The sequence below is a fragment of the Piscinibacter gummiphilus genome, assembly GCF_032681285.1.
Lineage (GTDB): Bacteria > Pseudomonadota > Gammaproteobacteria > Burkholderiales > Burkholderiaceae_C > Rhizobacter > Rhizobacter gummiphilus_A.
Window position 1 is genome coordinate 34,503 of sequence record NZ_CP136337.1, and the last position, 13,311, is coordinate 47,813.

At 61.4% G+C, this 13,311-nt stretch carries 9 protein-coding genes; all 9 read left to right on the forward strand.

All coding sequences use genetic code 11. The features are described 5' to 3' along the window. Positions 1-4: 4 nt before the first annotated feature. The 9 genes from RXV79_RS26695 to RXV79_RS26735 all read left to right on the forward strand — a co-directional run bounded on the left by RXV79_RS26695 (position 5) and on the right by RXV79_RS26735 (position 12,696). Positions 5-784: a hypothetical protein gene (locus RXV79_RS26695; RefSeq protein WP_316704420.1), complete on the forward strand. Its 780-nt coding sequence runs from the start codon at positions 5-7 to the stop codon at positions 782-784. A 30-nt stretch (positions 785-814) separates the two neighbouring features. Next, positions 815-1,648, forward strand: a complete 834-nt coding sequence (locus RXV79_RS26700; RefSeq protein ID WP_316704422.1) for an alpha/beta fold hydrolase — start codon at positions 815-817, stop codon at positions 1,646-1,648. 129 nt (positions 1,649-1,777) lie between these two features. After that, complete coding sequence (locus RXV79_RS26705) at positions 1,778-2,281, forward strand: hypothetical protein (RefSeq protein ID WP_316704424.1); 504 nt, start codon at positions 1,778-1,780, stop codon at positions 2,279-2,281. Further along, positions 2,278-2,712 carry a hypothetical protein gene (locus tag RXV79_RS26710; RefSeq protein WP_316704425.1) on the forward strand — a complete coding sequence of 145 codons (435 nt, stop codon included), beginning with the start codon at positions 2,278-2,280 and terminating at the stop codon, positions 2,710-2,712. The genes RXV79_RS26705 and RXV79_RS26710 overlap by 4 nt, the downstream gene beginning before the upstream one ends. Before the next feature lie 94 nt (positions 2,713-2,806). Further along, on the forward strand, positions 2,807-5,017 hold the full coding sequence (locus RXV79_RS26715) for a DEAD/DEAH box helicase (protein ID WP_316704427.1): 2,211 nt from the start codon (positions 2,807-2,809) through the stop codon (positions 5,015-5,017). 16 nt (positions 5,018-5,033) lie between these two features. Further along, positions 5,034-7,211, forward strand: coding sequence for an ATP-dependent DNA helicase DinG (dinG, locus tag RXV79_RS26720; protein ID WP_316704429.1), 2,178 nt, complete (start codon positions 5,034-5,036; stop codon positions 7,209-7,211). A gap of 144 nt (positions 7,212-7,355) precedes the next feature. After that, on the forward strand, positions 7,356-8,750 hold the full coding sequence (locus RXV79_RS26725; protein ID WP_316704431.1) for a recombination directionality factor: 1,395 nt from the start codon (positions 7,356-7,358) through the stop codon (positions 8,748-8,750). Between the two features lie 90 nt (positions 8,751-8,840). After that, entirely contained in the window at positions 8,841-10,139 is a 1,299-nt protein-coding gene (locus tag RXV79_RS26730; protein ID WP_316704432.1) for a metallophosphoesterase family protein, read from the forward strand. Between the two features lie 67 nt (positions 10,140-10,206). Continuing rightward, positions 10,207-12,696 carry a DNA repair protein gene (locus tag RXV79_RS26735; RefSeq protein ID WP_316704433.1) on the forward strand — a complete coding sequence of 830 codons (2,490 nt, stop codon included), beginning with the start codon at positions 10,207-10,209 and terminating at the stop codon, positions 12,694-12,696. Positions 12,697-13,311: the final 615 nt, after the last annotated feature.

Below are 13,311 nucleotides of genomic sequence, written 5' to 3' on the forward strand. Positions count from 1 at the left end.
GTCCATGGTCGAAGAGGAAGCAGCCCAAGAAGGAGCGAGGCATCCGTACTGCATGAACTCGGGGGAGCATGCGCGGCGCAGCTCGACTCGCGCGAGCGCCGAACTGTTTCATCGGCGGGCAGCAGAGCAGGTGATGCGGGTTGGTGCCGGCGAGAGTCTCAGCGAAGCGTTTGTGCGTGGGATGCCCGATAAGGTGACCGAGCCGCTGGGGGCAATCATGCCGCTGCTGCTCTGCGGAGAGGAGTCGGCAGTGATGGTCTTTAGCAACCTTGACGCCGAAATTGCTGGCCTCCACCCGGACTTTGCCTCTGGCGCCAACAACGTCATGGCTCGGGTCGCCTGCGAAGAACACTTCCATGAGTATCTGTTGAGTCATCTCGTGGAAGGCCTGCGATCGGAGCAGCTGCCGAACGCGCGAAAGAATCAGCGAGCGACCAAGCTCTTCTTCATGAGGCTGCGCGCTGAGACCGCGAGCGCACACCTTGCAAGGCTGTCGGCGCTCGATTCGTTCGTCACACGCACGTTGGCTGCTTTGCAATGCAAGACGTCTGCATTGCGTGCCAGCGCAACGGTCATGCACCTCTACAACAAGATCAGGTACGACGAGGGCAACCACGTGCGCATCACGAGGGACCACTTGGTTCGCCATGACGTGAGCGAGGAGTTCATGTTGGCGCAGCGTGAGCACGTCGCTACCGCCTACACGGGTCTCCTCGAGCCGTACTTTGATGACTTCGAAGCGCTGGGCGTGGACTCAGACCGCCTCCGCAAATCCATTCACTGACTTTGTGGCGAAACGCCAAACAAGACAACCATGAAAACCAACACCTTCATCCAAGAGCAGCACTCCATCGTCGTCGACGGCGTCGAAATCGAGTACCAGCACACGCCGCCTTTGGGATCGGCGGCAACCGTCGTTTTCTTGCCTGGTCTCTTCGCAGGTGGCTGGATGTGGCAGCCGCAGGCCGAGCACATCACCTCGCTTGGTTACGGCGCACTGAGCATTGTGGAGCCCTACGCGAAGCTAGCGCTGGGAGCCGAACCAATCAATCGGTTCAGGGCTGCGCTGGAGCTATTGCTGGAGCGGCACGACATCGAGCGCCCGCTGCTTTGCGGGAACTCGCTCGGTGGGCTCGTGGCCATCGACTACGGTGTGAATGGCGCCCGGGACAGCTATGTGCTGGGGAGCGGGGTGCCGGGCATCGGCAAGATCACACTGCCGGGCATCGGTGTCAACAGGACCCCAACGGATGCCGACATGCGGACCATGCTCGAAGGCATCTTCCACGACCACAACAACATCAAGCCCGAGATGATCCCGCTTGTGGCAAGCTGCTTCGACCAGAAACACTTCAAGAACCTGATCAAGTACCTGCTGGATGTTCGGAAGTACCCCATCATCGACGCGACGGCGGCCCTGAAAGGTCGGCTGACGTTGGTCTGGGGCGCACAGGACCTGATCACGCCGACCAACCTTTGGAGGGAAACTTTCAAGTCTCAGATCGAGCGTGGTGATATGGACTTCGTCCAGATTGAAGCTTGTGGGCACTCTCCCATGTTGGAAGATGCCCCCGCCTTCAACAAACAGCTCGAAGCAATATGCGAACGGCACATGCCGATGGAACGTCAAGAACTCTTCGTCGCGTAATCCGTGGTCAAAGCGGTTTGGCAGAGAGCGAAGCGTACAGCCGAGATCGCTTGAGTGCTCAAGAGAAGAGTCATCAGCAGCCTATTGCCACTGACGATTCTCTAGGCCGATTCTCGTAAGGGCTTGGTGATGATGAAAGTTGCTCTTGCATCGGGACAGGACATCGAGGCAGCTCTCAACCTGCTGGGCATACTCGATGCACTCTCGCGCGGGTACTACCCGAAGAGTGAAGACTCCGAACAGGCACCGTTGTACTTTGACGAGGACGACAAGGACCATTTGTCGCACCTTTGGAAGGTCTTGAAGGAGTGCCTGGATGCTGCACCAGGCTTTCAAGGAAGAGTGCTCTTTGGGGCGGCAACGTTGATGGATTCACGAAACAAGGTCGTGGACTCATCCGCCGACACTTTGGAGTTGCACCCACGGCTCGTGGGAGCCTTGCAAGACGTAGATCGGTTGAACCACTTGGTAAAGCATCTACCTTCGGCACACCTACTGGCCGCATTGAATGCCGGCGAATCGGTCAGCGTCGACGTAGCTCGTCTTGCAGAGGTGCGTGCAATGATCGATGTGAGCTTGAGCAAAAAGCTTGCAGTGTGGCAAGCGAAGGAAACAGAAGGGAGCGGCGTATGAATCGGGCGGACTGGATGAGTGACGAAGGCTATGCGTCAGCACTTCGAGCGGAAGGTTTTGCTGGCCAATTGATGCGGAAAAGCAGAACTGCGACGTTAAGGCACTTCGTGGTTGGCTTGACGGCAATAGCCGTCTTGCTGCTACTGGCCCATACCCTCGGCGGTTTCGTCGACCCATATCTGGAAGTTCTTGACATTCCTTCCTCGACGAACGCGTTCTACCGGACGATTACAGGGGCCTCTGCGGCCGTAGCACTAGCAATTGCAGTTGGAATCGCTGCCGGGGTCTGCAGTCTCCTTGCCCTGGTTGCGATAGGGTTCGGGGAGCTTCTTGAAAGGTGCTACAAGTCGTGGAGATCGATGCGCACAAGCCGTCAGAATCGGTCAGGTTCTGTTGGAAAAGATGGGGCGGTCAACGGCATTGAAACGTGACGGCCACAGCGGCTGCGGGCCGTAGCGGTTCGGTGAAAAGGGGTTGAAAGTTTGTGGAGTGACTTGAGCATGGTGCGACCAACCGGGTTGCAACATGAGCAAAGACACAGTTCAACGCACGTCTTCCTTGTCGCAGGAAGAGTGCAATGCGATCGCCAAAGAATTCGACGGCAAGACACAGACCATCGATAGACTTTGGCGAGCCTGGGTCGAGATCAAACCTGGCCTCAAGCGACACCAGATCGCAAAGGCTGCTGTGCGCGGGGGCTACAAGACTCAGGCGGTACGCAAGCCCTGGAACGACCCGGCAGAAGAAGAGTTCTTGCTCCAAAACTGGCGCCTGATGTCGGGAGACGAGATGGCAGCGGCACTGGGGCGCAGCTTCAACTCAGTGCACGTTCACTACAAGCGACTCAAGGCCGCGGAGGATGAGCGGTTGGCCGACTCCGATGTCGTGCGGGACTCGGGTGATGAATTCACCATCAAGGACCTTGAAGACCTCACGGGCGTGGGCCATCGGCAGTGGAGCGACTTCATCGAGCGGAAGTGGCTCAGAGCTCGCCGGCGTGGGCGCCGGAATGGCGCAACACCAATCACCTACGTGTCTGTTCGCTCTCTGCATGCGTTCCTGAAGGAACACCCGGACGCGTTCAACTACCAGCTTGCTGACCTCAGAGCAAAGACGGCTCTAGATCTGGCGACTCTTCCAGAGCCTCCGCTTTGGAAGCGAGTGATCTGTCGGTCTGATGCGTGGAGGGATAAAGAAAAGTGGACTGCGATTGGCAGGCGCGTTCCGCATGTGCGTGTCTCGTTCGCCAGTGTCAAGCACCGCTATCGAATGGAGTCATGTGCTGGCCAAGGGGGCGTCGAGTTCTGGGCAAAGACATACGAGGCGCCCCAATGCCCCAGATGCGGCTGCCAGGTCAGCTGGTACAGCGAAAAGGGCATGTTCACGAACGTCGATCCGGGAGATGACGAAGTCCTGGACATCCAGGCGCAGAAGCTGGGGCTGCGCTGGGCAAGCGGCAAAGTGCTCGACAAGCACGGTAATGCAGTGGTGGACCAGGACATCCTGCAGACGGTGTTCTCTCAAGGAAGGAACGCACGTGGTCTGTCGGCCTTCGCGAAGCTGATCGGTGCCGGCTTGTCGGTGACGGGTAGCGGCGGAGTCAATCCAGGCAGGGTGCTGGAGAACATCCTTAGCCTTGAGTTGAGGCCCGATCAAGAGGAAGTGTTTCGCACCTTCCTGGACACAGGCTCCATGACGGCGGCACAAGCCATGAGCTTCGGAAAGAGCACGCTTGGGCTGATGGCCATGACTCGGATCGCGGGCCGTCATCTCTTGTTGGTGGACACCTCACTGAATCGAGAACAGTGGATCGAGAAGCTGTCCAGGCTAGCGCCAGCCGTGCGAGTGATTCGACAAACACGCCCTGCAAAGACTTCTGTCGAGGTGCGCGATCGAGAAGGAAAACTTCGGTCGACGATAGACATCTTCAGCTACCAAACAAGGGCTCGTCTTGAAGACGGTTCATGGGTTGTCGGGTGTTTTGACGAGGTTCATCGGCTGCCGGCTCGCCTGGCACACCGCCACGCGTTGGCAAAGACCGAGTTTCGACTTGGCATGTCGTCGACGGCCGAAGAGCGGGCTGATGGCAAAGGGAGTCTGATCTCGAAGTTGACGGGCCCGCTGGTCGGAGATGACTGGCGACCCCAGCTGGAAAGCGGCGCAGTGAAGAAGATCCCCGTGAAAGTGATCCTCGTCGAAGACCTCGAGCATAAGCACGAGGTTGTGGGGGACCTACTGAGGCAACACAAGTCAGTGGTGGTGATGTGCGAGTCGCTCGAAGACGGTCGTGAGCTCGAGGCCAGATATGGCATCCCGTTCGTGCACAGCAAGACTAAGAACAAGCTGGCCATTGTTCGTGCGTCGCGCAACGTCGTGCTCTCTCGCGTCGGCGATGCTGGCTTGAGCATGCCTGGATGCGAGGTCACGATCGATCATTCAGGCCTGTTCGGATCGCGCATCCAGAGCATCCAACGCCTCGGAAGGCTCATGCACTCCGACAAGGCCAAGTACCACTGCATCCTGATGACGCATGTGGAGAGATACGAACGCTTTGCATCCCGGGTGGAGGCGATCAGGAAGAAGGGCTTCGAGGTGACGGAATCTGTGGCGACGCGCGCCATGGCCGACGTACGCCGTCTGGTTACCCCGGCACTTGCTCAGCGCGTCATGCCGGCGCACAACCCATTCTTAGCAGCGCTCGGTTGGCGTGTGGACGAGTTGAATCTAGCGGCCTGACGCTTAGCCTGTTCGCATGCTTCGCGAAGAGGAAAAAAGCCTGATCCGAGACTGCGTCGACTCGATGAAGTCGTCGATCGATGGATTCCGCTCACGCTGGCCGCAACTTCAGATGATCGCTGCAGTGGCTCACGCATTAGCGTCATGCCGCGACAGGGAGGGTGCTAACGAAAGTGGCTCAAACATCGCCGTCATCGAGGCGGGGACGGGCACGGGCAAGACATTCGGTGCCCTGATCCCATCCCTCGTGATGGCACGCTCGCGTGGGAAGAAGCTGGTGATCTCCAGCTCGACGGTGGCGCTCCAACAGCAGTACGTTTACAAAGACTGCCCCACGCTGCAGGAAGTCCTTCCTATCGGCTTCAAGTTTGCGGTGGCGAAGGGCCGTCGCCGGTTTGCATGCGTCTCCCGCCTGGCCGGAGACACCATGGAGCTGCGACAGGGTGATGCGGTCGAGGGCGAGTCTGAAACCCTCGAAAAGGCTCGGGAGCGCAACGATAAGCAGCACGTCGTCAGGATTCTCCGGCGACTGGCAGATTCATTGGAAGACGGGACGTGGAACGGAGATCGCGACGAGCTCCGCATCCAGATGCCGGAGGAGATCTGGAACATGGCCTCCACCGACCGGCAAGGCTGTACTGGCAAGCAATGCGCGCACTTCGCGAAGTGCCCCTATTACGTCGCCAAGCAGAAGGTTCGCGATGCGGACCTGATCATCGCGAACCATGACCTGGTGTTGTCAGCGCTGACGATGGACGCCGGCAGCGTGTTGCCGGCACCGGAGCAGACGATGTTTGTGTTCGATGAGGCGCACAGCATTGCAACGAAGGTCATCGAGCGATTCTCCGAAAAGCACGCCCTGCAGGGTGGTCGGGAATGGCTGGAAGCCGCGGTGACCTGCACGCGGGATGCGGTGATCGCCATGTCCCTCGACAAGCAGCTCACCAAGGACGCCCTGCAAAACGCCAAGGGGGTGGATGTCGCACTGGACGATCTACACAAGGCCTTGACTGCGACGCACGCCTTCGAAGAGAAGAAGACGCGGCGGTTCAAGGGTTCACTGCCGGAGTGGGCCATTCGCACAGGGAGACAGATTCACCTGCACTCGGTCGAGCTGCAGAAGACATTTACCGCACTGAGATCTGCCCTGCTTGAGAAGGCACCGTCAGAGGGTGCATTGGTCAACCAGCTGCTCGTGAATGTCGGGTTCTTCGCGGGGAAGGTGGACAACTTGGTGTCGACCTGGGATCTCTTGCTTTCGAAGGACGAGGACCATGAAGCGCCGATCGCACGCTGGGTGGAGGCTGTCACGAGGAAGGACGGAACACAGGACTTCTTGGTGTGCGCCTCACCCATCAGCGGCAGCGGAAAGCTGCGGCAACTTCTGTGGGAGCGTGCAGGAGCGGTGGTGCTGATGTCGGCAACCCTGACAAGTTGCGGCACCTTTGATCTCTTCCTGCGCCAGGCCGGATTGGCAGGGATGCAAGGCATCAGCTTTCTGCAGGTGGAGTCTCCGTTCGACTATCGATCGAGGGCGAAGCTCTCGATCCCGGCCATGAGCTCTGATCCTACGAACGCCGAGGCCCACACAGCCGAAGTGGCTGCAAGGATGGAGGGGCTGATCACCACCAACGGGACCCTGGTGATTTTCGCGTCGGCGAAGCAAATGAGGGATGTCTTCAGCCGGCTCTCTCCCGAATTGCAGGCGATCACGTTGATGCAGGGAGCGGTGCCGAAAGCGGAGTTGCTGACTCGGCACCGCGCGGCTGTCGACGCGGGTAAGCGTTCGGTGATCTTTGGCCTGCAAAGCCTGGCCGAAGGCGTCGACCTCCCGAGGGACTACTGCACACACGTCGTGTGTGCCAAGTTGCCATTCAGCGTCCCAGATTCACCGATGGAAGAAGCTCGGCGGGAGTGGATTGAGTCGGAAGGGCGATCGGCCTTTATGGAAGTCACGCTGCCTGAAACAGCCGTGCGTCTCAAGCAACTGCTGGGTCGGCTTTTGCGAACGATGGACGACTGGGGGACTGCCACCATTCTTGACAGGCGGATCGTGACCAAGCGCTGGGGTGAACAGCTGATGCGTGGCCTGCCCGACTTCTCCGTTCACATCGAAGAGCCAAAGGCTCCTGTGTTGGCAGGCGTGCGCATTCGAGCCGCAGGCGAGGACTTGAAGTACCGCGCCGCGGCGTGACGATAGGTCTTCAAGCTTTCCATCAAACGAACAAAGGAGTTGGCTATGGTGGCAGTTGCACACGAAGCCGCTGGTTCCCCTTCCTTCGCAGTTTCGCAAGTACCGCAGGGGGCGCTGGCGCCCACCCTATTGGGTTCCGGCCCGATGAGCATCCCCGTGGCTGGGCGCATTCGGGCGGGGATCAGGGTCCTGACCCGAAAAGCGGAAGCCGTGCCGCTCGCAAAGAAGATCTACGACGAAGGCGTCGAGCGTGAACTCAGCTTCGACACCATCGAAGAGCAAATCATTCGCGCAGTGCCCGATCTGGAGCGCCCTTTGGTTCCGAAGAACGTTCCCTTCTTCACCGCGCGAGCGTGCGACTTCCCGCACCCCGAGACGGCGAAGGCCATCCTCGATCTCTACGGTGAAGACCGTGGCGATGGTGTTCGGCGCCTCTACCGCTTTCCGGTGATCTTCCCGGCAGATGCCTGGCAACGCGTGATGCCTCACGAGCTCGTGACCTGGACGTCGAGCGAGCGCAAGTTCTGGTCCGAGTATTCGGCGGACGGGGCCACGCGCTACTGCAAGATGCACGAGGCGGTGCCGGTCGATGCAGGCAGCCGGCGGGTGATCCGCCTGTGGGGCGGCCGCAAGCACGTGGCGCGTCCGGAGAACGGTGGAGTTTGCGATCCGGAATCGTGCAAGGAGTACCAGTCGAGGCAGTGCAACCTCAACGGGAAGTTCATCTTCTTCATTCCGGGCGTGCGGTCGCTGAGCGCATTCGATCTGCCGACGAACAGCTTCTATGCGATGCGGGCAGCGATCGAGAAGTTTCAGACGATCGCCTTCATGCGTGGCGGACGCATCGGTGGCTACCTGGACGGCCAGGGAACCACCTTCTTCATCAGCAAGCGTTTGACCGAAGTCTCGCGGATCGATGAGTTTGGCCATCCGACGCGTGTCTCCCAGTGGCTCATTGAGCTTGAGGCACCCGTTGACGTGTCGAGCCTGCTGCGGCCAGGCGACGAACCTGAGGCAATCGAGATGCGGGCGCAAGAGGCTGTCGTGGTGTTGGAAGGGCCGCAGGTCAGCATGCCGGTCCGAACGGCTCCTGAAGCCTCCGGAGCCGACGCTTGCGAAGGCAATCCGGTCGAGAAGAAGTCCGCTGAACCAATGCAGCGCATGCCGAGTGCCGAGCCCCCGAGCAAAGGCCAACCGAAGGGGCCCGCCCTGTCGCCCCAGACGGCCAAAGCGGCGCCTCCGGCCTCGTCCAGCCGATCCGCAGCTCAGCAGCCGCCGGCAGCGGCGCGTACGGGCGCAGGAACGGCTCCCGATGGCGACGCGGCGGCCGCGAGTGAGCTCGAGTGGGTGTTGGAGTCGGCGAAGGCCTTGGGTGTCCCAGCTGATCGGTTCGAGACATACGCTGCCAAGCGATGGGGCGCGGGCTGGAAGCTCAACCCGGGAGGGCGGCGCCAAGCCTTGAAGGACATCAGCGCCTTTGCAGACGACGCCAACGGCTTCCGTCGAAAGATCGCCGCCGAGGTCGACGTCTTCAAGTAGAGCGACCGGCTTGATTGCGAGGGGTGCGGACAGAGGATGTCCGTATCCCAGCACGGCCGCTTGTGCCGCTCCCTACTTCAAAGGAATCTCATGCTCAAGATTGCACAAGTTTCTGACCTTCACTACAGCGAGAAGAACCTTGCGGAGTCGGACAAGTGTCTGGGCTTCGCGGTGGACCAGGCGATCAGCCGGGGCGCTCAGATCGCGGTGGTCTCCGGTGACTCAACGGACCACGCCCTCGACGTGCACAGCCCGGCGGTGGAGAAGCTGGCGCTGCAAATTCGGCGCTTGGCAGATCACTGCCCGGTTCTGATGCTGCAAGGCACGTTCTCGCACGAGCCACCCGGCACGCTCTCGATCTTTCCGCTCCTCTCCTCCAGGCATCCCGTTCACATCGTCGAGCGTATCTGCCAAGTCGCGCTGCTGCAGAGCGGCCGCTGGCTGGAATCGGAGGGTTGGCGGTTTGAGGCGATCCCGCAGGGCGCGGTGGCTCTGTTCACCTGCATCCCGACGGTGAACAAAGCCGTGGTTGCAGCCACCGTCGGAGCGGCAGAGGCCGGGGAGGCACTGGGCAAGGAGCTGGGCGCGCTTCTACAGGGGTATGGCCCCATCAATTCGGCTGCAAGGGCCGCGCTGGTGCCGACCATTGGTGTGTCGCATGGCACTGTGAGCGGTTGCGTGACCGAGCACGGCGTGCCGATGGCCGGCTTCGACCACGAGTTCACCACTTCTGGGCTCTTTTCGGCCATGACGCAGGCCTTCATGCTGGGCCACATTCACCGACACCAAGCCTGGGAGGAAGACGGGCGCGTCGTCGCCTATGCCGGTTCGATCGGCCGCTTCCACTATGGCGAAGAGGGCGACAAAGGTTTCCTCATGTGGCACGTGGGCGCTGCGACCGCTCGATGCGAGTTGGTGGCCACGCCGGCGCGCAGAACGGTGGACCTGGTTTTCGCGGGAAAGCCGGATCTCGCGGAAATTGAGCGTGCGGCATCCACGCAGGACCTGGACGGGGCGTTCGTGCGGGTTCGATGGAGCGTCGCTGACGAGGACCGGCACGGCGTGGACCGCGAAGCCATCAAGCGCGCACTGCAAGGCGCGGCAGGGGTTCAACTGGAAGGGCGCGTGATTCCGGTGGTTCGAAGCCGCGCAGCCGGCATCTCCAGGTGCGCCAACCTGCATGAGAAGGTGTGTGCGTGGGCAGCAGTGACGGGCGTCGAAGCGAGTGCCGTTCTCGGATGCCTCGAGCAGCTCGCGGAAATGACTCCGGACGAGATCGCGCAATCGCTTCTTCAAGAACGTGACGAGGATGGCCTTGCCCCCGCAGATTCCATCGAAACGATGGAAGTGCTGGCGGAACAGGGTATCGCCGAGCCCTCGTTGTTCTGAGCGAGGCCTTGATGGCGCTGAGTCCAGGCGGAGACTGGACTGATCGACACACGACCCAAGACATCAAATGCACGAGCAACAATTGAACCCACGATCACGGGGCTACTCGCCGCTGTGGCTGACGCTGACTGGCTTTCAGGGGATTCGCAGCGGCCTTGGCCGGGACACCATCACCCTCGACATCGAGGCTCTGGCGGGCGACGCTGAGTTGGTCGCATTGGCAGGTAAGAACGGGCGTGGCAAGACCACGATCATGGACAACCTCCACCCGTACATGACCATGCCATCCCGCGCCGGCGCGGACGGGACGGGCGCCTTCAGCTACTACGACCACCTGTGCCTCCCGGAGAGCGGGAAGGAACTCGGCTGGTCGCACGACGACCGCACGTTCAAGTCGCAACTCGTCTTCCGGTGCGCTGGAAAGCGCAAGGCCACCGAGGCGTACCTTCTGGAGCGGTTCGGCGAAGAATGGGTGCCGGTGACGCTGTCGGACGGCACGAAGTCCGACGGCAAGGTCGAGACCTACGAGCGCGCAGTCGTCGAGATTCTCGGACCGGCCGAAACGTTCTTCACCTCGGGCTTCTCGGCGCAGAACAAGCGCGCTCTGTCGGCCTACAAGAACAGCGAAATCAAGTCTCTCCTGGCCGACATGCTGGGTTTGGAGGCAGTGCGCGAGAAGGGTGGCCTGGCGAACGATGTTGCCCGGCAACTCAAAGCCGGTCTTGGTGTGCTGCGCCAGACGCAAGCCAACCTTACGGACCTCGCATCGCGGCTGCAGCGCGATCTGAACCTCGCCGGCGACGTCGGTGCCAAGCATTCGCAGGCGGTGTCGGTCAAGAAGAGCGCTGATGCGGCGCTCGCTCAGGCTCGTGAGACGTTGGCAGAGCTGGAGAAGGGCAAGGCGGCGGATGTCACCAGTGCGCAGCGTCGAGGGGAGCTTGTCGAGGAGCGTCAGCGGGCAGAACACGCGGCGCAATCGGCCATGGGAAGGGTGCAAACCGAGAAGGCACGACTGACCTCGGCCGTGGAAGCTCTGGAGACCCGCATTGCGACACGCCGGCGGCTGCACGCGGAGAAGCGCGACGGCCTGGTGCGGCGCGAGCGTGACCTGCGATCGGTGAGCGACATGGCAGCGCGTGTGCAGCACGCTCAGCGCCGCCGGCCGCTGGTCGATGCTCTGGTGACGGGGCGTGACGATCGTCGACGGGCCGCGGCAAGCATGGTGGAACGGCTCGACGGCCTGAAGGCCCAGGAGCGGGTGCTGGCGGAGACCTTGCAAGGCATCCACGCACAGGCGGGGCAGATCACGCTGCGGCAGGCGGACCTCCAGCGGCGATTCGGGCTCGCGAAAGAGGTGCCGTGCGCCGGTACCGACTTGCAGGGCCAATGCAAGCTTTTGTGCGACGCAAACGAGGCCAAGCAATTGCTCCCCTCTGTCGATGCACAGATCCAGCAACTGAGCGAACGCCGGCGAACGGTCGTAGCCAACGCAGCCGAATTGAAGGAGCAGATCGAGACACTGGCCAAGTCCCCGGCCACACTTCGGCGGGCCGACGCGCTTCTCGCGCGGGCTTGCGAGCGTCAAAGGAAGATCCTTGCGCTGTGCGCGAAGGAAGGGGAGGTTCGACAAGCAGGAGAACTCCTGCAGCAGGTGCGCGAAGAGCTGAGCCGGACGGAAGCCGTCGCTCCTGAGCTGACGGAGGAGGAAGGCCGCGAGCGTGTTTCACTCTCTGAGGCTCTTGCGACGAACGCAGAGGAAGCGACCCGGATCCAGAGCTCCCTGCGCGAGACGATCGAGCGCGTGGAAAAAGCGCTGATGAGCCTTCCAAAGCCGTTCGACGAGAGCTCGCTCAAGGCTGCTTCGCAAGCGGTGGGCGAATCCGTGCGGCGTGTGCGCGAGGCCGAGCAGGCGGTGGAGGCGGCGGTCAGACAGCAGGAGCAGGTCAAGGCAATGGCCGACCAGCTGCAGGACGTTCGGCGGAAGCAGCGTGCCCATGGTGTGCGAGCAACGCGTGTTCAGGATGCGCTCGCAAATTGGGTGCTGACCGGCAAGTGCATGAGCAACGACGGGCTGATCGCCCTGGACATTGACGACGCCGGGCCGGCGATCTCTGGCCTGGCCAATGACTTGCTGCTGGAATGCTACGGGGAGCGATTCACGCTGTCGGTCACGACGCAGAGCGAAACGGCGAAGGGCGAGATGCGGGAGGACTTCGACATCCTGGTGCACGACGGCAGCCGTGGCGAGACCAAGAGCCTGCGCATGGTGAGCGGCGGGGAACGTGTGTGGATCAACGAGTGTCTGACGCGAGCGATCGCGCTGCACCTGGCGCAGCACACCGGCCGCAGCTACGGCACCCTGTTCGGGGACGAGCTGGACGGCCCTCTCGATCCGGAACGCAAACGGATGTTCATCCAGATGAAGCGCGCGGTGCTGCGGATCGGGAAGTACCGGCGGGAGTTCTATGTGTCGCAAACACCGGAGCTCACCCAAATGGCCGACAAGGTGATCAATCTGGACGAACTGGTGCTTGAAGGGGAAGGGGCGATTGCTTGAGATTTGAAGGAGAAGAAGACGAGCCGGGGCAGAAGGGGCTCCCAGCTCGCTGTCACGTGGTCCTTCCCGGGCTTCCTGCCGGTGAAAACGTCGGCCTTTGCATCCTGGGCGAGGCAGGGGTTCGCCCGACCAGGATATGCATAGGCAACGAGGCAGAGGCGCGGGGAATCGTTCGGGCGATCAATGACTCCCTCGGAATCGATGCTGCAGCCGAGTTCGCGATGCTGGCCGGCTGCATGCTTGGGTGGGACAACGAACTTGCAGATCCGAGGTTCGTGCGTGCGACGGATCCTCGCTTTGGTGGAGCGCCACCAGGTGCTCTGATCCACTGATGGCAAACAGAGGCATCAAGAAGGGATGGCCCTTTGCTGACCGATTCGGGACAGTCGATCCGATACTGGATATCGACGACCACTTGTGCCCTTGCCCCTGCGGCAACGCGAAGACTGACTTGGTGCTGGACTACCCGAGCACAGAGCAGCTCGACCGCCGCGGGGGCTCAGGACCTCGAGGGCGCAAGCAAATGCACTTCGTCGACTGTCCATGCAAGCGGCGCGGTCTCCCGGCAGCGGCAGACTGGGCTGCGGCCATTGAGTGGAATCGAGAGCACTACAG

Bases quoted from the DNA above. Each gene is read 5' to 3' on its own strand.
- RXV79_RS26695 (WP_316704420.1), top strand. From the start codon at position 5: ATGGTCGAAGAGGAAGCAGCCCAAGAAGGAGCGAGGCATCCGTACTGC.
- RXV79_RS26700 (WP_316704422.1), top strand. From the start codon at position 815: ATGAAAACCAACACCTTCATCCAAGAGCAGCACTCCATCGTCGTCGAC.
- RXV79_RS26705 (WP_316704424.1), top strand. From the start codon at position 1,778: ATGATGAAAGTTGCTCTTGCATCGGGACAGGACATCGAGGCAGCTCTC.
- RXV79_RS26710 (WP_316704425.1), top strand. From the start codon at position 2,278: ATGAATCGGGCGGACTGGATGAGTGACGAAGGCTATGCGTCAGCACTT.
- RXV79_RS26715 (WP_316704427.1), top strand. From the start codon at position 2,807: ATGAGCAAAGACACAGTTCAACGCACGTCTTCCTTGTCGCAGGAAGAG.
- dinG (WP_316704429.1), top strand. From the start codon at position 5,034: ATGCTTCGCGAAGAGGAAAAAAGCCTGATCCGAGACTGCGTCGACTCG.
- RXV79_RS26725 (WP_316704431.1), top strand. From the start codon at position 7,356: ATGAGCATCCCCGTGGCTGGGCGCATTCGGGCGGGGATCAGGGTCCTG.
- RXV79_RS26730 (WP_316704432.1), top strand. From the start codon at position 8,841: ATGCTCAAGATTGCACAAGTTTCTGACCTTCACTACAGCGAGAAGAAC.
- RXV79_RS26735 (WP_316704433.1), top strand. From the start codon at position 10,207: ATGCACGAGCAACAATTGAACCCACGATCACGGGGCTACTCGCCGCTG.